Origin of the sequence: Leifsonia sp. NPDC056665 (assembly GCF_042791795.1) — a bacterium.
Lineage (GTDB): Bacteria > Actinomycetota > Actinomycetes > Actinomycetales > Microbacteriaceae > Leifsonia.
The window spans coordinates 50,108-71,816 of sequence record NZ_JBHTXK010000012.1 but is presented as its reverse complement, the minus strand read 5'-3'; the positions used below and the strand labels follow the sequence as shown (position 1 = coordinate 71,816).

Here is a 21,709-nt window from a genome sequence, read left to right as displayed (position 1 = left end):
GGTCGGCTAGGCCGTTTCGACCGCGAGCCGGGCGTCGAGCCCGTCCCGCACGGCCGGCCACTCCTCGCGCAGCACCGAGTACACCGCGGTGTCGCGCCAGGTGCCGTCCGCCCGCGGCTGGGTGTGCCGCAGCACGCCCTCGAACGTCGCCCCGAGCCGCAGGATCGCGGCCCGCGAGCGCTCGTTGAGCACGTCGGCCTGCAGCTTCACGCGCTCGAACCCGTGGTCGAACGCCGTGCCGAGCAGGAGGCGCTTGGTCTCGGCGTTGACGCGCGTGCCCCAGACCTCCGGCGCGTAGGCGGTCCAGCCGATGTGCGTAGAGCCGTTCGCGAGGTCGAAGTCGCCGAGCGTCGTCGTCCCGACGATGCGGTCGCCGTCGCGCAGGCAGACCGCGGTGACGTTGGCGGTGTCCCAGGCCAGGTAGCCGAGGATGAACTCCCGCCACTCCTCGTAGGTGTCGCGGTACGCCGCGACCCCGCCGCCCCAGCCGCCCTCGAAGACCGCGGGGTGCCCGATCGCGTCGTGGAGGTCGGGCAGGTCGTCGTGGGTGAGCGCCCGCAGGCGGACCGTCGCGCCCTCGAGCACGGCACGGGGATCGGGACGGGTCGCAGTCATCCGCCCAGTATCGCACCCGGTCCGGGAGCCGCCCCGTCCGCGGAGGCTCCGGAAACCGACTAAGTTGGTTCGGTGCCTACCGACGCCCTCCTGCCCCGCGAGACGGGGCAGTGGATGGATGACGCGGACGGTCTGCGCTGGTGGTTCGACTCCGGCGCGCTCGCTCTCGACTTCGCCTACACCGGCGGGGCGGACGTCCTGGGCGGCGTCGACGGGACGGCCGATGGGGCGCAGGATGACACGCAGTGGCGCTCGGTGGACGACGCCGGCCAGCTCGGCGCCTGGCTGCAGTCCCGCTTCCCGGAGGTGGCCGCGACGACCGGCGAGCGCGAGTTCCGCGACGCCGAGATGCTGCGCGCCGCGATCGGCCGGCTCGCGCTCCAGGCCAGCCGGGCGAAGACCCTCGGCCCGGCCGACGTGGATGTCGTGAACCTGTTCGCCGCGACCCCCGACATCCCGCCGGTGCTCGCCGGTGGCGGCCGCCAGGCCGGACGCACCCTCGCCCGCCCGCACCAGGCCCTCGGCACGGTCGCGCGCGACGCCGTGCGCCTGTTCGGGCCGGACGCCGACGGCCGCATCCGCGAGTGCTCCGCAGACGACTGCGGCCTGGTCTACCTGGACACCTCGCGCAGCGGCAACCGGCGCTGGTGCTCGATGCAGCGCTGCGGCAACCGGGCGAAGGTGCGCGCGCACCGCGCCCGCGCGGCCGGCCGGCGTGCGGGTGCCGGCGCCGGTATCGCAGAATAGGCGGATGGAGCCCAGCGCCGATCCGAACAGCGTCGACCTCAACAGCGACCTCGGCGAGTCCTTCGGCGCCTGGAGCATGGGCGACGACGCCGCGATGCTCCGGCTGGTGACCAGCGCCAACGTCGCGTGCGGCTTCCACGCCGGTGACCCGTCCACGATGCTGGCGACCTGCCGCCTGGCCGCCGAGAACGGCGTGGCCGTTGGCGCCCACGTCTCGTACCGCGACCTCGCGGGCTTCGGCCGGCGCAGCATGGACGTCCCGGCCGCCGAGCTACGCGACGAGGTGCTGTACCAGCTCGCCGCGCTCGCCGGGATGGCGCGCGTCGCCGGAACCGTCGTGCGCTACGTCAAGCCGCACGGCGCGCTCTACAACCGGATCGTCCACGACGAGACGCAGGCCGCGGCCGTGGTGGAGGCCGTTGCCAAGTTCGACCCGTCGCTGCCGCTGCTCGGCCTCCCCGGCTCGGCCGTCGAGCGCGCGGCCGGCGCGCGCGGCCTGCGGTTCGTCCGCGAGGCGTTCGTCGACCGCGGCTACCGCGCCGACGGCACGCTCGTCCCGCGCACGGAGGCCGGCGCCGTGCTCTCCGACGTGGCCGCCATCGCCGCCCGCGCGGTGCGGATCGCGCGCGAGGGCGTGGTGGAGGCCGCCGATGGCGCCCTGGTCGCCGTCGCCGCCGACTCGCTCTGCGTGCACGGCGACACCCCGGGTGCAGTGTTGATGGCGGAGGCCGTGCGCCGGGGCCTGGACGAGGCCGGCATCGCGGTGAGGCCGTTCGTGTGAACGGCCGGGTGATCGGCTACGGCGACAGCGCCCTGCTCGTGGAATTCGGCTCGCTGGACGACGTGCTCGGGATGCTGCCCGCCCTCCAGCGCACCCGGCCGCCCGGCGTGCTCGACCTGGTCCCCGCCGCGCGCACCATCGCGATCGTGCTCGACCCGCACGTGCTGAGCCCGGCCTCCGCGAGCGGCTGGGTCGAGCGCACCGTCCCGGAGCCGGCCGAGACGGCCGACGAGGAGGTCGTGGAGCTCCCCGTCCGCTACGACGGCGAGGACCTCGCCGAGGTGGCCGGACTCCTCGGCATCACGCCGGCCGAGGTCGTGGAGCGGCACAGCGCATCCCGATGGCGGGTCGCGTTCGGCGGTTTCGCGCCCGGCTTCGCGTACCTCGTCACCGACCACGACGGCCTCGTCGTCCCGCGCCGGGCGACCCCGCGCACTGCGGTGCCGGCCGGCTCGGTCGGCCTCGCCGGCGAGTTCAGCGGCGTCTACCCGCGGTCGAGCCCGGGCGGCTGGCAGCTCATCGGCCGCACCGACGCGGCGCTGTGGGACACGGAGGCCGACTCGCCGGCGCTCCTGCGCCCTGGCGTCGTGGTGCGGTTCAGGGCGGTGACGGCGTGACCGGGCTCCGCCTCCTCGGGCTCCGCATCCTCCGCCCCGGCCCGCTCGCCCTGGTCGAGGACCTCGGCCGGCCCGGCCTCGCCGCGGTCGGCGTGAGCCCGTCCGGCGCGCTCGATCGCGGCGCGCTCGGGCTCGCCAACCGGCTCGTCGGCAACCCCGTGGACGCGGCCGGACTGGAGCTGCTGCTCGGCGGCTTCGCCGCACGGTTCGAGTCGGCGGCGTGGTTCGCGGTGACCGGGGCGGCGACCCGCGTCACGCTCGACGGCCACCCGGTCGACCCCGACGCGGCGGTGCACGCGGGGGTCGGCGCCGAGCTCCGGGTCGCGCCGCCGGCCGTGGGCGTCCGCAGCTACCTGGCGGTGCGCGGCGGAATCGCGGCGGAGGGCGTGCTCGGCTCCCGCTCGCGTGACACCCTCTCCGGCCTCGGTCCCGCGCCGCTCGCGGAGGGCGACCTCGTCCCGTTCGGCGCCGAGCCCGCCGACCCGGTGCCCTCTGTCGACTTCGTCCCGACCGCCGACCTCGGCGACGGCCCGGTGGAGGTCCGCGCCCACCGCGGGCCGCGCGCGGACTGGTTCACGCCCGCCGCCCTGGACGCGTTCTTCACGGTGGAGTGGCGGGCGAGCGCCGACGGCGACCGGGTGGGGGTGCGGCTCGACCCGCCGCGCGTCCCTGCGCACGCCCAGCGCGTGGATCCGGCGCCGCTGCTCCTCGAACGCGCCGTGCGCGACGAGCTCCCGAGCGAGCTGATGGTCGCCGGCGCCGTGCAGGTGTCGCCGGACGGCCGCCCCACCGTGCTGCTGGCCGACCACCCGGTGACGGGAGGCTACCCGGTGATCGCCGTGGTCGCCGCGCGCTCCCTCGACGCCTTCGCGCAGCTCCGCCCCGGCCAGCCCGTCCACTTCCGCCACGCCTGACCGCGGCCACCTGACTGACACGACATGCCGTCTCGCACCGCCGCGACGCGGCGTGTCCTGTCAGATGGACGCAGTCAGTCGTGGCGGGTGCCGGACTGGAAGATGCTGCGCGCGGGCGGCGGGCTCGGCACGCTCGTCGCGTCCGTCACGATCGGCGCGCCCGCCGCGAACGTCCGCAGCTCCTCGCCGGCCACGGCCTTCGCGGGATGCGGCCCGCTCGCGAGCAGGCGCGGCAGCCACTCCAGTGGCAGCGGCGAGTTCGACCCGACCAGCACGACGTTGCCGAACCGACGCCCCTTCAGCACCTGCGTCTCGGCCAGCGCCGCGACGTTCTCCACCACAGCGCCCAGGGTGGACACCTGGCTGCGCGCGAACGTCAGCGGCGGCCCGTCCGCCACGTTGACGAGCACGATGCCGTCCGGCTTCAGCAGCGACACCGCAGAGCGGTAGAACTCCACGCTCGTCACGTGCGCGGGCGTCCGTGCGCCGCTGAAGATGTCGATGACCAAGAGGTCGACCTCGCCGCGCAGGCCCGCCGGCAGCTTGCCGACGACCTCCCGCGCGTCGCCGTGCCGGATGCGGATCTGCGCGTAGCGGGGGAGCGGCAGGTTCTCACGCACCAGGTCCACGAGCCGGCTCTCCAGCTCCACCACCTGCTGCCGCGACCCCGGCCGGGTGTGGGCGACGTAGCGCGGCAGGGTCAGTGCGCCCGCGCCGAGGTGCACGGCGGTGATCGGCTGGCCGGGCTCGCCGATCAGGTCGATGACGTTGCCCATCCGCTGGATGTACTCGAAGAACAGCCGGCTGGGGTCGTCCAGGTCGACGTGCGACTGCGGCGTCCCGTCGACCACGAGCTGGTACGCGCCCGGCACGAAGCGGTCCGGCTCGATCGTGGCGAGGTAGCCGCTCTCGGCGAGGACGACCGAGGGGAGCGGCGGGTTCTGTGGCACGGCGTCCAGCGTAGTCCGCGGCCTCCACCCGATCTCCACCCTCGTCTCCACCCGGTCTCCGCCGCCGGGCGGTCCCGCTCTCGCCGTCCTGACGCGACTCTTGAGGAGAGCCGGACATCCCGGCCGGAAGGACTCCGACTCATGAACGTGCAGACGCTGACCAACGCGATCCTCATCCTGCTGCTGATCGGCTGGGTGGGAATCCGGCAGCTGACCTGGCGTCCGGTGTCCATCGCGAAGATGTGGCGCTTCCCGGCGATCATGTCGGTCGTCGGCGTCGTGCTCATCGTGCAGCAGGTGAAGCCGACGTCGCTCACCCCGCTCGATCTGGCCGTGGTGGCCGGCGAGCTCGTGCTGTCGCTGGCCGTCGGCGCGTGGATGGGCGCGATCGCGCACTTCCGCCCGCTGGAGTCGCCCATCCGGCTCGGCGATGACGCCCGCTATATCGCGACGTACGAGTCGCGCACCGGCGTGCTCGGGATCGTGCTCTGGGTGCTGATCATCGCCGTCCGCGTCGGGGTGGACGTGCTCGCCTCGATGGCCGGCTCCCACCTGGCGACCGCGACCGGCGTCATCTTCCTGGTCTTCGCCGCCAACCGCGCCGCCCGGACGGCCGTCTTCTCGGCGCGTCTCGATCGGCACGCCGCGCTCGCCGCATGATGGTCTCGTGGACTTCTGGAGCAGACCGGGCCTGCTGGCGCTCGTACTGAACATCCTCGGTGCGGGCGCCGTGGGCTGGTCGCTGCTGCGCACCCACGCCGCGGACCGACCGGCGTGGGTGCTGGCGCTCGCGCTGTTCGCGGTGGCGTCGTGGCTCGCCCGGTCGGTCCTCACCTTCGTCGGCTGGCGGCGCACGGCGCTCGTGATGTGCCTGCTCTCGGCGGTGACCGGGGCGTTCGTCGCGCCGGCCACCGACGGGATCGCGATCGTTCCGGCCGCCGTGGCGGTGCTCTACCTGGTCGGCGACCCGACGTGGCCGCTGCCGCTCGGCGGGGCGGTCGCCGCGGTCTCGGCGGCCCTGGTCGCGGTGGGCGCCCTGCCGTTCGGCTCGCCCGTGGCGGCGGTGCTCGGCGAGATGGCCGGGATCGTACTGGCCGGCTTCGCGGGCCTCAGCCGCCGGCAGTTCCGCCTCACCGAGCAGCAGGGCGCGCTGTTGCGGGAGCGCGACCTCGCCATGCGGGAGGAGGCCGCCCGGGTGGCGATCGCCCGCGACCTCCACGACGTCCTCGCGCACAGCCTCGGCGGCCTGGTCATCCAGCTCGACGCGGTGGACGCGCTGCTGGAGGCCGGCGACGCCACGTCGGCCAAGGAGCGCGTCGTGGCCGCGCGCGGGCTCGCGGCGGACGGCCTCGCCGAAGCGCGGCGCGCGGTCGCCGCGCTGCGCGACCCGGACGGGGCGGCGAAGACCACCGTGACCGCCGACGACTTCCGCGCGACGCTCGACGACCTGGTCGCCGCGCACCGCACGCTCGGCGGCATCGCCGCGCTGCACGAGTCGGGTGCGCCGCGCTCGCTCGACTCCGCCCAGGCGACCGCGCTGCAGCGCGCCCTGCAGGAGTCGCTGAGCAACGCGCGCAAGCACGCGCCGGGCGCGCCGGTCGACGCCGCGCTCGACTGGCAGGATGAACGGGTGCTCCTCACCGTCTCCTCGCCGCTGATCCCGGCGCCGGCCGCCACCTCGCCGACAACCACGTCGCACGGCGCCGCGCTCGCGACCTCGGGCGGCGGGCACGGCCTGGAGGGGATGCGCGAGCGCTTCTCCGCCCTCCCGCTCGGCGGCTCCGTGGCCGCCACCGCGGACGGCGGCCGGTTCACCGTCACGGCCGAGGCGAGGCTGGCATGAGCGGCGAGGCTGGCATGAGCGGCGAGACGACACCCGACCGCATCCGCGTCGTCGTCGCCGACGACCAGGCGATCATCCGCGACGGCCTGGTCACCGTCCTCGGCCTGCTGCCCGATGTGGAGGTCGTCGGCTCCGCGGCCGACGGCGCCGAAGCGGTGGCGCTCGCCGTGGCCGAGCGTCCCGACGTGGTGCTGATGGACCTCCGGATGCCGGTGCTCGACGGCGTCGGCGCCACCGAGCGGATCGTGCGCGAGGCGCCGGGCTCCGCGGTGCTCGTGCTCACGACGTTCGCCGACGACGACTCGATCCTGACCGCGCTGCGTGCGGGCGCCCGCGGCTACCTCACCAAGGACGCCGGCCGCGCCGAGCTGGCCTCCGCCGTCCGGGCCGTGGCACGCGGCCAGGCGACCTTCGCCCCGGAGGTCGGCGCGCGCATCATCGGCTCGCTCACCTCGGCGCCGCCCGCCAGGCCGGCCGACCCCGCAGGCGCGCTCGTGGAGCGGTTCCCCACGCTCACCCGCCGGGAGGCCGAGGTGCTCGGCCTGGTCGCCGACGGCCTCAGCAACGGCGAGATCGCCTCCGCCCTCTTCGTCGGCGGATCCACGGTGAAGACCCACATCAACGCGATCTTCGCCAAGCTCGGCGTCTCCTCCCGCGCCCAGGCCATCGCCCTCGTCCGCAGCTGACGGACACCGGCCGCACGCGGTCGCGTGTTCGGTCGCGGAGGGGGAGGATGGGCCCATGACTGATCGGGTACTGGTGACGGGCGGCTCGGGTTTCGTGGGAGCGCACTGCGTGCTCGCGCTGCTGGAGGCCGGATACTCGGTGCGGACGACCATCCGCTCCCCGCAGCGTGCAGCCGATGTGCGGTCGCAGTTGGCGGCGGGAGGCATCCCGGATGCAAGTGACCGGCTGGAGTTCGCGGTCGCCGACCTGCTCGACGACGCCGGCTGGGCCGAGGCGGTCGAGGGCTGCCGCTTCGTGCTGCATGTGGCCTCCCCGTTCCCGATGACCGAGCCGAAGGACCCGGACGAGCTGGTCCGCCCGGCGCGGGAGGGCGCCCTGCGCGTGCTGCGCGCCGCCCGCGATGCCGGGGTGGAGCGCGTCGTGCTCACCTCGTCCTACGCGGCCGTCGGCTACGGCCACGCCCCGACCCGGCAGCCGTTCACCGAGGTGGACTGGACCGAGCTCGACAGCGGCCGCCCGATCAGCGCCTACGTCCGCTCCAAGACGCTCGCCGAGCACGCGGCCTGGGACTTCATCGCCAAGGAGGGCGGCGACATGCAGCTCGCCACCGTCAACCCGGTCGGCATCCTCGGCCCGGTCCTCGGCCCGGACTACTCGAGCTCGGTCGCGCTCGTGAAGGCCGTGCGGGAGGGCCGCCTCCCTCGGCTGCCCGACGTGTACTTCGGCGTCGTGGACGTGCGCGACGTCGCCGGCCTCCACCTCCTCGCCATGACGAAGCCGGAGGCCGCAGGCGAGCGCTTCCTCGCGACGGCGGGCGACGCGCTGGGCGCGCCAGAGCTCGCCCTCATCATCCGCGGCCACCTCGGGTCGCCGGCGGGCGACAGGGTCCGCACCGGGCTGATGCCGACGTGGATGCTGAAGGCCGCCGCCCCGTTCAGCCGCAGCGTGCGCGGCTCCCTGCCCGACATCGGCGTCTACCGGAACGGCTCGTCCGCCAAGGCGCGCACCGTGCTCGGCTGGCGTCCGCGGTCCCGCGAGGAGGCCGTCATCGCGACGGTCGACACGCTGCCGCCGCGCCTCCACTAGCTGACAATCTCCCGTGAGAATGGCGGCCGACCAGCGGGAATACCGGGGGCAGCGCGCGGTTATACACCGTGACTGCGCCTCCGGTCAAGAAAAGACTGGACACGGCGCGTCAGTTTGACATATAGTGGTTCTTTGCGCTCCCACGCACACCCTTGCCTTCATATTGCGGTCGGCTCTGACTTCACTCGCGCGCGTCTGGGCCCGGTTCACCGGGTCAGATACGGCGGCACGAGACGTGTCTGGGAGTCCTCGTCCCTCACAAAACCACATCTCGACCGACAGTAACTGGCCCGACGGGGCCCACGGAGGTTATTTCCTTGGCTGCTGCGCGCAACGCAACCAACACTGACAAGACACCCAAGAACGGACGAGCCGCATCTCGTCTTTCGTTCGCCAAGATCACGGACACCCTCACTGTTCCCGATCTGCTCGCATTGCAGACGGAGAGCTTCGACTGGCTGGTCGGAAACGACGCGTGGAAGGAACGCGTCGTCGAGGCCGAGGCCCAGGGTCGCCAGGATCTGCCCGCCAACACGGGCCTCGAGGAGATCTTCGAAGAGATCTCTCCCATCGAGGACCTCGGCGAGACCATGCAGCTCTCCTTCACCAACCCGTTCCTCGAGGAGAAGAAGTACTCGATCGACGAGTGCAAGGAGAAGGGCAAGACCTATTCGGCCCCGCTCTACGTCGAGGCCGAGTTCATGAACCACCTCACCGGTGAGATCAAGACCCAGACGGTCTTCATGGGCGACTTCCCGCTCATGACCGAGAAGGGCACCTTCATCATCAACGGCACCGAGCGTGTCGTCGTCTCCCAGCTCGTCCGCTCGCCGGGCGTCTACTTCGAGGCCGCTGCCGACAAGACCTCCGACAAGGACATCTACTCGGCGCGCATCATCCCGAGCCGCGGTGCGTGGCTCGAGTTCGAGATCGACAAGCGCGACCAGGTCGGTGTCCGCATCGACCGCAAGCGCAAGCAGTCGGTCACCGTGTTCCTGAAGGCCCTCGGGCTCACCAGCGAGGAGATCCTCGCCGAGTTCGCCGGCTTCCAGTCGATCGAGCTGACCCTCGAGAAGGACGCCATCCTCACCAAGGAGGAGGCGCTGAAGGACATCTACCGCAAGCTGCGTCCGGGCGAGCAGGTCGCCGCCGAGGCCGCGCGTGCGCTGCTGGACAACTTCTACTTCAACCCGAAGCGCTACGACCTCGCCAAGGTCGGCCGTTACAAGATCAACCGCAAGCTCGGCCTCGAGGCCCCGCTGTCGGACTCGGTGCTGACCGTCCAGGACATCATCGCCACGATCAAGTACCTGGTCTCCCTGCACGACGGCCAGACCACGTTCAAGGGCCTGCGCAGCGGCGTCGAGACCAACATCCGTCTCGACACCGACGACATCGACCACTTCGGCAACCGTCGTATCCGCGCCGTCGGCGAGCTCATCCAGAACCAGGTCCGCACCGGTCTCTCGCGCATGGAGCGCGTCGTCCGCGAGCGCATGACCACGCAGGACATCGAGGCGATCACCCCGCAGACCCTGATCAACGTGCGACCCGTCGTCGCCGCGATCAAGGAGTTCTTCGGCACCTCGCAGCTCTCGCAGTTCATGGACCAGAACAACCCGCTCGCGGGCCTGACCCACAAGCGCCGCCTGTCGGCGCTGGGCCCGGGTGGTCTGAGCCGTGAGCGCGCGGGCGTCGAGGTCCGCGACGTCCACCCGTCGCACTACGGCCGCATGTGCCCGATCGAGACGCCGGAAGGCCCGAACATCGGTCTGATCGGCTCGCTCGCATCGTTCGCGCGGATCAACTCCTTCGGCTTCATCGAGACGCCGTACCGGAAGGTCGTCGAGGGCCGGGTCACCGACCAGATCGACTACCTCACCGCTTCCGAGGAGGACGACTTCGTCGTCGCGCAGGCCAACGCCCCGCTCGACCCGAGCGGCCACTTCACCGAGGAGCGCGTGCTCGCCCGTCAGAAGGGCGGCGAGGTCGACCTGATCCCCGCCGAGGAGATCGGCTACATGGACGTCTCCCCGCGCCAGATGGTGTCGGTCGGTACGTCGCTCATCCCGTTCCTCGAGCACGACGACGCCAACCGAGCCCTCATGGGTGCGAACATGCAGCGCCAGGCGGTGCCGCTGCTCCGCTCGGAGAGCCCGGTCGTCGGAACCGGTATGGAGGGCTACGCGGCCATCGACGCCGGTGACGTGGTCACCGCGGAGAAGTCCGGTGTGGTCACCGAGGTCTCGGCAGACGCTGTCACCGTCCAGGCCGACGACGGCACGATCAAGTCCTACTACCTGCGCAAGTTCGACCGCTCCAACCAGGGCACGTCGTACAACCACCGCGTGGTCGTGGACGAGGGCGACCGCATCGAGGCCGGGGAGGTCGTCGCAGACGGCCCCGCGACCGAGAACGGCGAGCTCGCGCTCGGCAAGAACCTGCTCGTGGCGTTCATGCCGTGGGAGGGCCACAACTTCGAGGACGCGATCATCCTCAGCCAGAACCTGGTGAAGGACGACACCCTCTCCTCGATCCACATCGAGGAGTACGAGGTCGACGCCCGCGACACCAAGCTCGGCAAGGAGGAGATCACCCGCGACCTCCCGAACGTCAGCCCGGACCTCCTGGCCGACCTCGACGAGCGCGGCATCATCCGCATCGGCGCCGAGGTGCGCCCCGGCGACATCCTGGTCGGCAAGGTCACGCCGAAGGGCGAGACCGAGCTGTCGGCCGAGGAGCGCCTGCTCCGCGCGATCTTCAACGAGAAGAGCCGCGAGGTGCGCGACACCTCGCTCAAGGTTCCCCACGGTGAAGAGGGCACGATCATCGGTGTCAAGGTCTTCGACTCGCAGGACGGCGACGACGAGCTCGGCTCCGGCGTGAACCAGCGCGTGGTGGTCTACATCGCCCAGAAGCGCAAGATCACGGCGGGCGACAAGCTCGCCGGCCGTCACGGCAACAAGGGCGTCATCTCCAAGATCCTTCCGGTCGAGGACATGCCGTTCCTCGCGGACGGCACGCCGGTCGATGTCATCCTCAACCCGCTGGGTGTCCCCGGTCGAATGAACTTCGGCCAGGTCCTGGAGATCCACCTCGGCTGGATCGCCAAGAACGGCTGGGAGATCAAGGGCAAGCCCAAGTGGGCTGCCGAGCTCCCCGAGGCCGCGTTCAGCGCCGCCCCCAACACCAAGGTCGCGACCCCGGTGTTCGACGGTGCGAAGGAGGAGGAGATCGCCGGCCTGCTCGACGCCACCCTCCCGACCCGCGACGGCGACCGCCTGATCGGATCCTCCGGCAAGACGCAGCTCTTCGACGGCCGCTCCGGCGAGCCCTACCCGGACCCGGTGTCGGTCGGCTACATGTACATCCTGAAGCTGCACCACCTGGTCGACGACAAGATCCACGCGCGTTCGACCGGCCCGTACTCGATGATCACCCAGCAGCCGCTCGGTGGTAAGGCGCAGTTCGGTGGCCAGCGCTTCGGTGAGATGGAGGTCTGGGCCCTCGAGGCCTATGGAGCCGCGTACGCGCTCCAGGAGCTCCTGACCATCAAGTCGGATGACATCCTCGGTCGCGTCAAGGTGTACGAGGCCATCGTCAAGGGTGAGAACATCCAGGAGCCGGGCATCCCGGAGTCCTTCAAGGTCCTCATCAAGGAGATGCAGTCCCTCTGCCTGAACGTGGAGGTCCTCTCGGCCGACGGCCAGACGGTCAGTCTGCGCGACGCCGACGACGAGGCCTTCCGCGCTGCGGAAGAGCTCGGCATCAACATCTCCTCCCGGTTCGAGTCGTCGTCCATCGACGAGATCTGACCCGGTAGCCAGACCCAACTGACGAATCTTCTATAGGAGAGAGTGAAACATTGCTCGAATCGACAACTTTCGATGAGCTGCGTATCGGCCTGGCCACCGCCGACGACATCCGTCGCTGGAGCTACGGCGAGGTCAAGAAGCCCGAGACGATCAACTACCGCACGCTGAAGCCCGAGAAGGACGGCCTGTTCGGAGAGCAGATCTTCGGCCCGTCCCGCGACTGGGAGTGCTCGTGCGGCAAGTACAAGCGCGTCCGGTTCAAGGGCATCGTGTGCGAGCGCTGCGGCGTGGAGGTCACCAAGTCCTCCGTCCGCCGCGAGCGCATGGGCCACATCGAGCTGGCCGCGCCGGTCACGCACATCTGGTACTTCAAGGGTGTGCCCAGCCGCCTCGGCTACCTGCTCGACATGGCGCCGAAGGACCTCGAGAAGGTCATCTACTTCGCCGCCTACATGGTGATCCAGGTGGACGACGACGGCCGTCACGCCGACCTCCCCGGCCTGGAGAACGAGCTGCGCCTGGAGATCAAGACGCTGGCCGACCAGCGCGACGCCCGCGTCGCCGAGCGCCTGCAGCGCCTGGAGACCGATCTCGCCGCCCTCGAGGAGGAAGGTGCCAAGGCCGACCAGAAGCGTCGCGTCAAGGACACCTCCGAGAAGGAGATGGGCCAGATCCGCAAGTCCTACGACGAGGACATCGCCCGCCTCGAGCGCGTGTGGGAGTCGTTCCGCACCCTCAAGGTCGGCGACCTCAAGCCGGAGGACGCGGACTTCAACGAGCTCGTCGACCGGTACGGCCTCTACTTCGAGGCGTTCATGGGCGCCGAGGCGATCAAGCGCCGCCTGCTGGCCTTCGACCTGGCCGCCGAGGCCGAGCTGCTCCGCGAGCAGATCGCCAACGGCAAGGGCCAGAAGAAGATCCGCGCGATCAAGCGCCTGCGCGTGGTGTCGTCGTTCCTGGCGACCGGCAACTCGCCGGCCGCGATGGTCCTCGACGTCGTCCCGGTCATCCCGCCGGAGCTGCGCCCGATGGTCCAGCTCGACGGTGGCCGCTTCGCGACCTCCGACCTGAACGACCTGTACCGCCGCGTGATCAACCGCAACAACCGTCTCCGCCGCCTGCTCGACCTCGGTGCCCCCGAGATCATCGTGAACAACGAGAAGCGCATGCTCCAGGAGGCCGTCGACGCGCTGTTCGACAACGGCCGCCGCGGCCGCCCGGTCACGGGCACCGGCAACCGCGCGCTCAAGTCCCTCAGCGACATGCTGAAGGGCAAGCAGGGCCGGTTCCGCCAGAACCTGCTCGGCAAGCGCGTGGACTACTCGGGCCGTTCGGTCATCATCGTTGGTCCGCAGCTCAAGCTGCACCAGTGCGGTCTGCCCAAGCAGATGGCGCTGGAGCTGTTCAAGCCGTTCGTGATCAAGCGCCTGATCGACCTGAGCCACGCTCAGAACATCAAGGCCGCCAAGCGCATGGTGGAGCGTTCGCGCCCGCAGGTCTGGGACGTCCTCGAGGAGATCATCCGCGAGCGCCCGGTCCTCCTGAACCGCGCGCCCACCCTGCACCGTCTCGGCATCCAGGCCTTCGAGCCTCAGCTCGTCGAGGGCAAGGCCATCCAGCTGCACCCGCTCGTGTGCGCCGCGTTCAACGCGGACTTCGACGGCGACCAGATGGCTGTGCACCTGCCCCTGTCGGTGGAGGCCCAGGCCGAGGCCCGCATCCTGATGCTCGCCTCGAACAACATCCTGAAGCCGTCCGACGGCCGCCCGGTCACCCTGCCCTCGCAGGACATGATCATCGGTCTGCACCACCTCACCACCGTCCGCGAGGGCGCCGTGGGCGAGGGTCGCGCGTTCTCCTCGGTCTCCGAGGCGATCCTCGCGAAGGACCAGGGCTCGCTGCACCTCAACGCGATGGTGAAGATCCGCCTGGACGACTACGTGCCGTCCGACGCGGCCGACACCGGCACGCAGCCCGTCACCGCGATCGTGGAGACCACCCTCGGCCGCGCCCTCTTCAACGAGGCGCTGCCGGCGGACTACCCCTACGTGGAGGCCGTCGCCGACAAGGGCCAGATCTCGTCGATCGTCAACGCCCTCGCCGAGCGGTACCCGAAGGTGGAGGTCGCCGCCGCGCTCGACCGGATCAAGGACGCCGGCTTCTACTGGGGCACCCGCTCGGGCGTCACGGTGTCGCTGAGCGACATCCTGACCCCGCCGAACAAGGCGCAGATCGTGGCCGGCTACGAGAAGAAGGCCGCCAAGATCACCGCGGAGTTCGAGAAGGGTCTCACGACCGACCTCGAGCGTCGCCAGGAGCTGGTGAAGATCTGGACCGAGGCGACCAACGAGGTGGCCGAGGCCATGCGCGCCAACTTCCCGGTCGACAACACCATCAACCGCATGGTCACCTCTGGTGCCCGTGGTAACTGGCTGCAGGTGCGCAACATCGCCGGTATGCGTGGTCTGGTGAACAACCCGAAGGGTGAGATCATCCCGCGCCCGATCATCTCCTCGTACCGCGAGGGTCTGTCGGTTGCGGAGTACTTCATCGCGACGCACGGTGCCCGTAAGGGTCTGGCCGACACGGCCCTCCGTACGGCCGACTCGGGCTACCTGACCCGTCGTCTGGTGGACGTCTCGCAGGATGTCATCATCCGCGAGGACGACTGCGGCACGACCAAGGGCCTCGAGCTGCCGATCGCGACCGTGGGCGCCGACGGCACCCTCACCCGCGACCCGAACGTCGAGAACTCCGTGTTCGCGCGGACCCTCGCGTCCGAGGCGGTCGCGTCCGACGGCTCCGTCGTGGCGAAGGCCGGCGAGGACGTGGGCGACGTGCTCATCGACAGGCTGGTGGCCGCCGGCGTGACCGACATCAAGGTCCGCTCGGTGCTCACCTGCGAGTCGGCGGTCGGCGTCTGCGCCGCCTGCTACGGCCGTTCGCTCGCGACCGGCAAGCTGGTGGACATCGGCGAGGCGGTCGGCATCATCGCCGCCCAGTCGATCGGTGAGCCCGGAACGCAGCTCACGATGCGTACCTTCCACACCGGTGGTTCGGCCTCCGCGGACGACATCACCCAGGGTCTGCCGCGCGTGCAGGAGCTGTTCGAGGCGCGTACCCCCAAGGGTGCGTCCCCGATCGCCGAGGCCGCCGGCCGCATCGTCATCGAGGAGACGGACAAGTCCCGCAAGGTCATCCTGACCCCGGACAGCGGCGACGAGCCGCACGTCTACCCGGTGCTGAAGCGCTCGACCCTCCTGGTGGAGGACGGCCAGCGCGTCGAGCTCGGCCAGCAGCTGATCGTCGGCACCGTCGACCCGAAGGAAGTCCTCCGGGTCAAGGGCGTCCGCGAGGTGCAGAAGCACCTGGTGGGCGGCGTCCAGGGCGTCTACCGCTCGCAGGGCGTGCCGATCCACGACAAGCACATCGAGGTCATCGTCCGTCAGATGCTCCGCAAGGTCACCGTCGTCGACCACGGCGACACCGACCTGCTGCCGGGTGAGCTCGTCGACCGGTCGAAGTACAACGAGATCAACCGCGCTGCGCTGACCGAGGGCAAGAAGACGGCGTCCGCCCGTCAGGAGGTCATGGGTATCACCAAGGCCTCGCTGGCGACCGAGTCGTGGCTGTCGGCCGCGTCCTTCCAGGAGACCACCCGCGTCCTGACGCAGGCGGCGATGGAGGGCAAGTCCGACCCGCTGATCGGTCTCAAGGAGAACGTCATCATCGGTAAGCTCATCCCGGCCGGCACGGGCCTGTCCCGCTACCGGAACGTCTCGGTGGAGGCGACGGAGGAGGCCAAGGCGGAGCGGTACCCCAACCGCATCTTCGCCGACGACTCCGCGTTCAGCGAGAACGACCTGAGCTTCGTCGACTTCGACAGCTTCAGCTCGGACGACTACACCCCGGGCACCTACAACTAAGCGTGTAGGTAGTCCGTACCACGAAGGCCCCCGGCTGTTGCCGGGGGCCTTCGTCGTTCCCGGGCGCCCGGGTACGGGACAATAGAAGGGTGTGGAGACAGCTTCTGGAGTACACCGACACCGTCGGCCGTTCGATGGTCGGCTTCGCGGCCGTGGCGCTCGTGGTCGCCCTGGTGAGCTTCGTGGTCGGCATCGTGCAGGCCGTCTCCGGGCACGCAGCGGGCACCCTCCCGTTCTGGATGACGACGATGGGCTGCGCCGTGCTGGCCGGCATCCTCGTCTACCTCGCGAGCCGGCGGGGCGACCTCCGGCGCCGCTGAGGGCGCTGCCCCCCTTTGATGGGGCACCCGCAAGCGGGACTGTTGAGCGAGCCTCAGCGGAAGTTAGGGTGACAAGGCTTCGCCCCGCCCGGAGGCTCGCCCGGGGGACGGCGACGCTCTGCCGGTGACCCGACGCCGGCAGGCCTGCTATCCGAGGAGGTCCCCGTGGCGTCCATGACTGAGATCCTGATCCTGCACGGCCATCTGCCCATCGAGTACCTCGATCGGGTCGAGTCGGAGGCGAGCTCCGACGAAGCCGTGGTTCGCGACCTGCTGGGCCGTGGAGCGATCACGTCTGCGCAGCTCGCGCGCGCCCGCGCGGCGCTGGCGGGCCTGCCGTTCGTCGAGCTCGCCGACTATCCCGTCGACGGTTCCGCCGTCGGACTCATTCCCGGAGTGATCTGCCGTCGCCACACCGTCCTGCCGATCGGCGTCGTCGACGGTTCCGTCATTCTGGCCATGTCCGACCCCGGGAACGTCTTCGCGATCGACGACGTCCGCGCCGCGGCGAAGATGGGCGTGACCCCGCTCGTCGCCGAGGAGTCCGATCTGCTCACCGCGATCGATCGGTACATCCGTGCGGACGACGAGCTCAGTGACCTCACCACCACGCTGGAGGAGGAGTCGGCTCCCGCGGAGGAGCAGAGCCTGCTCACGGAGTCCGACGACGAGGCGCCGATCGTGCGGTTCGTGAACCTGCTCGTCAGCCAGGCCATCCAGGACCACGCCTCGGACATCCACATCGAACCGGCAGAGCACGACGTGCGGGTGCGGTATCGCATCGACGGCGTGCTGCACGCGATGCAGAGCGCGCCCAAGGCGATCCAGAACGGCGTCATCTCGCGGCTCAAGATCATGAGCGACATCGACATCGCCGAGCGTCGCAAGCCGCAGGACGGTCGCATGTCGGTCGTGCACGGCGGCCGCCAGATCGACCTGCGCGTCGCCACACTGCCGACGGTGTGGGGCGAGAAGGTCGTCATGCGCATCCTGGACAACACGAACACCGGCATGACGCTCACCGACCTCAACCTGCTGGAGCGCAACTTCGAGACCTACAAGGCCTCCTATTCGAAGCCGTACGGGATGATCCTCGTCACCGGGCCGACCGGCTCGGGCAAGTCGACCACCCTGTACACGACGCTCAACGCCGTGGCGCGGCCGGAGATCAACGTGATCACGGTCGAGGACCCGGTGGAGTACCGGATGCACGGTATCAACCAGGTGCAGGTGAACCCGAAGGCCGGTCTCACCTTCGCGAGTGCGCTGAGGAGCATCCTCCGCAGCGACCCGGACGTGGTGCTCCTCGGGGAGATCCGCGACCACGAGACGGCGCAGATCGCCATCGAGGCGTCGCTGACGGGCCACCTGGTGCTCTCGACCCTCCACACGAACGACGCTCCGAGCGCCGTGACCCGTCTCACCGAGATGGACATCGAGCCGTTCCTCGTCGGTTCGGCGCTCGACTGCGTGGTCGCTCAACGGCTCGCCAGGCGGCTCTGCGAGCGCTGCAAGAAGCCGGCGACGCACACGCACGACGATCTGCGGAGGATGCGGTTCGAGGTTCCGGACGAGCAGCTCCCGCAGGTCTTCGTCCCGGCAGGCTGCCCGGCCTGCTCGAACACGGGTTATCGCGGCCGCATCGCCGTGCACGAGGTCATGGCGGTGACGGAGGAGATCGAGCGTCTCACCGTCGATCGCGCATCCAGCGCCGACATCGGCCGCGTCGCTCGCGAGCAGGGGATGCTGACACTGCGCGAGGACGGCTGGGAGAAGGTCAAGCGCGGCATGACGTCCGTCGAAGAGATCCTGAGAGTGGTCGCCTAGGAGGGCCGATGACAACGAACGATGAGAGCTGGGGCGGATTCCCGCCGCCGACAGAGAAGCCGGTCTACGAGATTCCGGTGACACCCCCGGGGGCATCTGCGGGGGGCTGGAATCCGGGGCCGGGGGTTCCGCTTTCGCCGCCGATGCCGGGCTATTCGGCGTTCGAGGCGCCGGCGTTCGAACAACCGATCGCGTACGCCCCGCCTGCGTATGAACGGCCGCTCGCGTACGAGCCTCCGCCGCTCTCCGCGCCAGTCGTACCCGCCACGTCCGCCGCCGAGCCCGTGCCGTCCTCCGTCGTGTGGTCTCTCGACTCCACGCCCGCTCCGGTGACTCCGGCCTCTCCGAGCGTTCAGGACGCGCACGACCCCGTCCACCGGCTCATCCCCGAAGGCCGGCGTGCCGCGGCGCCCACGCCCGACTTCCAGATCCTCGAACCCGTCGCGACCCTCCCGGACGTCACCGAGATCGACGAGACGCTCACGCAGCCCGAGCGCGAGGCGCTGGAGAAGGCGGACAACGAGCTGGTGGCCGCGCTTCACCATGTCGTCCTCCAGAAGGCGTCCGACCTCCACATCACCGTCGGGGCGGCGCCGACCATCCGCGTCGACGGAGGCCTGCGTCCTGCGGCCGGCGCGGAGCCGTGGAACCACGACCGCACGTTCGAGGCCCTGATGAGCCTCCTCGACGACCGCCAGCGGCAGATCTTCGAACGCGAGCATGAGCTCGACTTCGCGTTCACCATCTCGGCGAACTCCCGCTTCCGCGTGAATCTGTATCAGCAGCGTGGCTCCTACGGCGGGGCGTTCCGTCTCATCCCGACCGAGATCAAGCAGCTCGCCGCACTGGGCGTCCCGGAGGCCGTCGGCCAGTTCTCGCAGCTGCCGCGTGGGCTGGTGCTGGTCACCGGGCCGACCGGTTCCGGCAAATCGACCACACTCGCCGCGCTTGTCGATCTGGTGAACAGCACGCGCTCCGACCACATCGTGACGGTCGAGGACCCCATCGAGTTCATGCACGTGCACAAGAAGTCGATCGTGAACCAGCGGGAGGTGGGCCACGACACCCACAGCTTCGCGAACGCCCTCAAGCACGTTCTGCGCCAGGACCCCGATGTCATCCTCATCGGCGAACTCCGTGACCTCGAGACCATCTCCGTCGCGCTGACCGCCGCCGAGACCGGCCACCTGGTCTTCGCGACCCTGCACACGCAGGACGCGCCGCAGACCATCGACCGCGTCATCGACGTGTTTCCGCCGCACCAGCAGGACCAGGTGCGCGCGCAGTTGGCCGGCACGCTGCAGGGCGTCGTCTCGCAGACGCTCGTCAAACGCGCGAGCGGCAAAGGCCGTGTGGTGGCAACGGAGATCTTGATGATGACCCCGGCCATCGCGAACATCATCCGTGAGGGCAAGACCTACCAGATCGCCTCCATGATGCAGGCCGGCCGCGAGTCGGGCATGCGCACGATGGACCAGCACCTGGCGGAGCTTGTCAACTCGGGTGTGATCACCCGGCACGCTGCCGTCGAGAAGGCGCACGACGTGGAGGGCCTCGGCCGGCTCATCCAGCGCGTCGAATCGCCCTCGGACTCCTCGGCCATGTCGAGCGGCCCGGACTTCGGTGACAGCTACTCAGGGACGGTGGTGCGCTGATGCCCGTGACCACGCCCTACAACTACAAGGGCCGCGATGCCGGCGGCAAGATCGTCAAGGGGCGCGTGGATGCGGCCAGCGAGACAGCCGTCGCTTCCCGTCTGCGCACGATGGGCCTCTCGCCGGTCACCATCACCGAGGCTGCGGCAGGCACCGGCCTGAACCGCGAGATCAAGCTCGGCGGCGGCTCGGGCGTCAAGCTCAAGGACCTCGCGATCATGAGCCGCCAGATGGCCACCATGATCGGCGCCGGTCTTTCGCTGCTTCGCACTCTGAACATCCTGGCCGAGCAGTCCGCCAACAAGAGGCTTCAAACGGTCCTCGGCGACGTGCGCGACCAGGTCGAGAGCGGCACCGCGATCTCGGAGGCGATGCACAAGCACGCGGTCGTCTTCCCGCCGCTGATGATCAACATGGTGCGCGCCGGTGAGACCGGCGGCTTCCTCGACGGGGCTCTGGAGGCAGTGGCCGAGAACTTCGAGAAGGAGGTCAAGCTCCGAGGAGCGATCAAGTCGGCGATGACGTACCCGGTCATCGTGCTGATCATGTCGCTGCTGGGCGTGCTGGCGATGCTGATCTTCATCGTGCCGGTGTTCGAGAAGATGTTCAACGGGCTCGGCAAGCAGCTTCCTGCACCCACCGAGCTGCTGGTGATCATCTCGCACCAGATGGTGTGGATAGCGCCGCTCATCGCCGTCTTGGCCGTCGCATTCGCGCTCTGGTGGCCGCGGCACAAGAACGACGAGGATGTGCGCCGTCGGCTGGATCCGTTCAAGCTCAGAATGCCGGTGTTCGGGGCGCTGATCAAGAAGATCGCGATCGCGCGGTTCAGCCGTAACTTCGCCAATATGATCTCCGCCGGCGTGCCCATTCTGCAGGCCCTTCGAATCGTGGGGGAGACCAGCGGGAACTGGGTGATCGAGAACTCCCTCCAGGAGGTTGCCGAAGGCGTGCGCCAGGGGGAGTCGATCGCGACGCCACTGAGCAAGCAAGCCGTGTTCCCTCCGATGGTCACGCAGATGGTCGCCGTCGGAGAGGATGCCGGGTCGCTCGACACCATGCTCGATAAGATCGCGGACTTCTACGAGCAGGAGGTCGAGTCGACCACCGAGCAACTCACATCGCTCATCGAGCCCCTTATGATCGCCTTCCTGGGCGTCGTGATCGGCGGCATGGTGGTCGCCCTCTACCTGCCGATCTTCGGCATCGCAGGAGCGATCGGGGGCTGACCATGCCCGCTGTTCTACCCCTCCGGTGAGGGACAAATAGCACAAAGCTCCCCAGTTCTGGGGTACGAAACGCCCATAAAACCCCTGCAACGGGGGATATTTCTCCGAATCCGATGGCAAATATGGTCATCCCGAAGCGGCAATCTCGCAGCCGCCCACCGCGCACCATCACCCGACCGATTGGACACAGAAATGTACTTCCGTCTCATGGGCAAGCTGAACGCTCGCCGTCAGGGGCTGCTCGAGGAGGACGAGAAGGGCTTCACCCTGATCGAGCTCCTCGTGGTGGTCATCATCATCGGCATCCTCGCCGCGATCGCCATCCCGATCTACATCGGTGTCCAGAACAACGCGAAGGACTCGGCCACCAAGTCCGACCTGGCGAACGCCAAGACGGCGTTCGTGGCGTACTACACCGACAAGGGCCAAGGAACGAGTGTCGCGACCCCGACACTCGACAACGCGGCCGGCACCGGCCTCGCCACTTACGGCTTCACGCAGAGCAGCGGCACCACCGGGTTCGCCTTCAAGGGCACGCCCACCGCCACCACGTTCTGCATCCAGGCCACCAGCGATGCGGGCAACCCGTTCCACGTCGACCAGGCCAACGGTCCGACGCCGGGCGCCTGCTCGTAACCACGTACCCCCGGATGCGGGGCGCCGCACCAGCGGCGCCCCGCATCCGTTTCCCAGCCCC

At 69.9% G+C, this 21,709-nt stretch carries 17 protein-coding genes; 15 read left to right on the top strand and 2 right to left on the bottom strand.

Annotation, left to right across the window (positions count from 1 at the left end):
- Positions 1 to 6 precede the first annotated feature (6 nt).
- Positions 7 to 615 carry a GNAT family N-acetyltransferase gene (locus ACFQ9V_RS12865; protein ID WP_382459525.1) on the bottom strand — a complete coding sequence of 203 codons (609 nt, stop codon included), beginning with the start codon at positions 613 to 615 and terminating at the stop codon, positions 7 to 9.
- Between the two features lie 72 nt (positions 616 to 687).
- On the opposite strand from ACFQ9V_RS12865, the gene ACFQ9V_RS12860 reads away from it, so the two are divergent.
- From ACFQ9V_RS12860 to ACFQ9V_RS12845, 4 genes are read left to right on the top strand one after another with little or no spacing between them, the layout of a single operon-like run.
- Positions 688 to 1,362 carry a CGNR zinc finger domain-containing protein gene (locus ACFQ9V_RS12860; RefSeq protein WP_382459524.1) on the top strand — a complete coding sequence of 225 codons (675 nt, stop codon included), beginning with the start codon at positions 688 to 690 and terminating at the stop codon, positions 1,360 to 1,362.
- Positions 1,363 to 1,366: 4 nt separating this feature from the next.
- Positions 1,367 to 2,143 (top strand): LamB/YcsF family protein, encoded by a 777-nt coding sequence (locus ACFQ9V_RS12855; RefSeq protein ID WP_382459523.1) that lies wholly within the window; start codon positions 1,367 to 1,369, stop codon positions 2,141 to 2,143.
- Positions 2,140 to 2,760, top strand: coding sequence for an allophanate hydrolase subunit 1 (locus ACFQ9V_RS12850; protein WP_382459522.1), 621 nt, complete (start codon positions 2,140 to 2,142; stop codon positions 2,758 to 2,760). Before ACFQ9V_RS12855 ends, ACFQ9V_RS12850 begins: the two co-directional genes overlap by 4 nt.
- A complete protein-coding gene (locus ACFQ9V_RS12845) occupies positions 2,757 to 3,674 on the top strand; it encodes a biotin-dependent carboxyltransferase family protein (protein WP_382459521.1) in 918 nt (305 codons plus the stop codon). Before ACFQ9V_RS12850 ends, ACFQ9V_RS12845 begins: the two co-directional genes overlap by 4 nt.
- A 74-nt stretch (positions 3,675 to 3,748) precedes the next feature.
- Here ACFQ9V_RS12845 and ACFQ9V_RS12840 read toward each other — a convergent pair whose 3' ends face one another.
- Entirely contained in the window at positions 3,749 to 4,624 is an 876-nt protein-coding gene (locus ACFQ9V_RS12840) for a spermidine synthase (RefSeq protein WP_382459520.1), read from the bottom strand.
- A 141-nt stretch (positions 4,625 to 4,765) separates the two neighbouring features.
- On the opposite strand from ACFQ9V_RS12840, the gene ACFQ9V_RS12835 reads away from it, so the two are divergent.
- The 11 genes from ACFQ9V_RS12835 to ACFQ9V_RS12785 all read left to right on the top strand — a co-directional run bounded on the left by ACFQ9V_RS12835 (position 4,766) and on the right by ACFQ9V_RS12785 (position 21,648).
- Positions 4,766 to 5,284: a hypothetical protein gene (locus tag ACFQ9V_RS12835; protein WP_382459519.1), complete on the top strand. Its 519-nt coding sequence runs from the start codon at positions 4,766 to 4,768 to the stop codon at positions 5,282 to 5,284.
- A 7-nt stretch (positions 5,285 to 5,291) separates the two neighbouring features.
- Positions 5,292 to 6,467, top strand: a complete 1,176-nt coding sequence (locus ACFQ9V_RS12830; protein WP_382459518.1) for a sensor histidine kinase — start codon at positions 5,292 to 5,294, stop codon at positions 6,465 to 6,467.
- Positions 6,464 to 7,153, top strand: a complete 690-nt coding sequence (locus tag ACFQ9V_RS12825) for a response regulator (RefSeq protein WP_382459517.1) — start codon at positions 6,464 to 6,466, stop codon at positions 7,151 to 7,153. The genes ACFQ9V_RS12830 and ACFQ9V_RS12825 overlap by 4 nt, the downstream gene beginning before the upstream one ends.
- A 55-nt stretch (positions 7,154 to 7,208) precedes the next feature.
- Positions 7,209 to 8,240, top strand: a complete 1,032-nt coding sequence (locus tag ACFQ9V_RS12820) for an SDR family oxidoreductase (RefSeq protein WP_382459516.1) — start codon at positions 7,209 to 7,211, stop codon at positions 8,238 to 8,240.
- Positions 8,241 to 8,557: 317 nt separating this feature from the next.
- A complete protein-coding gene (rpoB, locus tag ACFQ9V_RS12815; RefSeq protein WP_382459515.1) occupies positions 8,558 to 12,055 on the top strand; it encodes a DNA-directed RNA polymerase subunit beta in 3,498 nt (1,165 codons plus the stop codon).
- A gap of 50 nt (positions 12,056 to 12,105) precedes the next feature.
- Positions 12,106 to 15,981, top strand: a complete 3,876-nt coding sequence (gene rpoC / locus ACFQ9V_RS12810) for a DNA-directed RNA polymerase subunit beta' (protein WP_382459514.1) — start codon at positions 12,106 to 12,108, stop codon at positions 15,979 to 15,981.
- Positions 15,982 to 16,070: 89 nt separating this feature from the next.
- On the top strand, positions 16,071 to 16,301 hold the full coding sequence (locus ACFQ9V_RS12805) for a hypothetical protein (protein ID WP_382459513.1): 231 nt from the start codon (positions 16,071 to 16,073) through the stop codon (positions 16,299 to 16,301).
- A 165-nt stretch (positions 16,302 to 16,466) separates the two neighbouring features.
- On the top strand, positions 16,467 to 18,128 hold the full coding sequence (locus ACFQ9V_RS12800) for a GspE/PulE family protein (RefSeq protein ID WP_382459512.1): 1,662 nt from the start codon (positions 16,467 to 16,469) through the stop codon (positions 18,126 to 18,128).
- A gap of 8 nt (positions 18,129 to 18,136) precedes the next feature.
- Entirely contained in the window at positions 18,137 to 19,783 is a 1,647-nt protein-coding gene (locus tag ACFQ9V_RS12795) for a PilT/PilU family type 4a pilus ATPase (RefSeq protein WP_382459511.1), read from the top strand.
- A complete protein-coding gene (locus ACFQ9V_RS12790) occupies positions 19,783 to 21,012 on the top strand; it encodes a type II secretion system F family protein (protein ID WP_382459510.1) in 1,230 nt (409 codons plus the stop codon). The genes ACFQ9V_RS12795 and ACFQ9V_RS12790 overlap by 1 nt, the downstream gene beginning before the upstream one ends.
- 192 nt (positions 21,013 to 21,204) lie before the next feature.
- Positions 21,205 to 21,648 (top strand): type II secretion system protein, encoded by a 444-nt coding sequence (locus ACFQ9V_RS12785; RefSeq protein ID WP_382459509.1) that lies wholly within the window; start codon positions 21,205 to 21,207, stop codon positions 21,646 to 21,648.
- Positions 21,649 to 21,709: the final 61 nt, after the last annotated feature.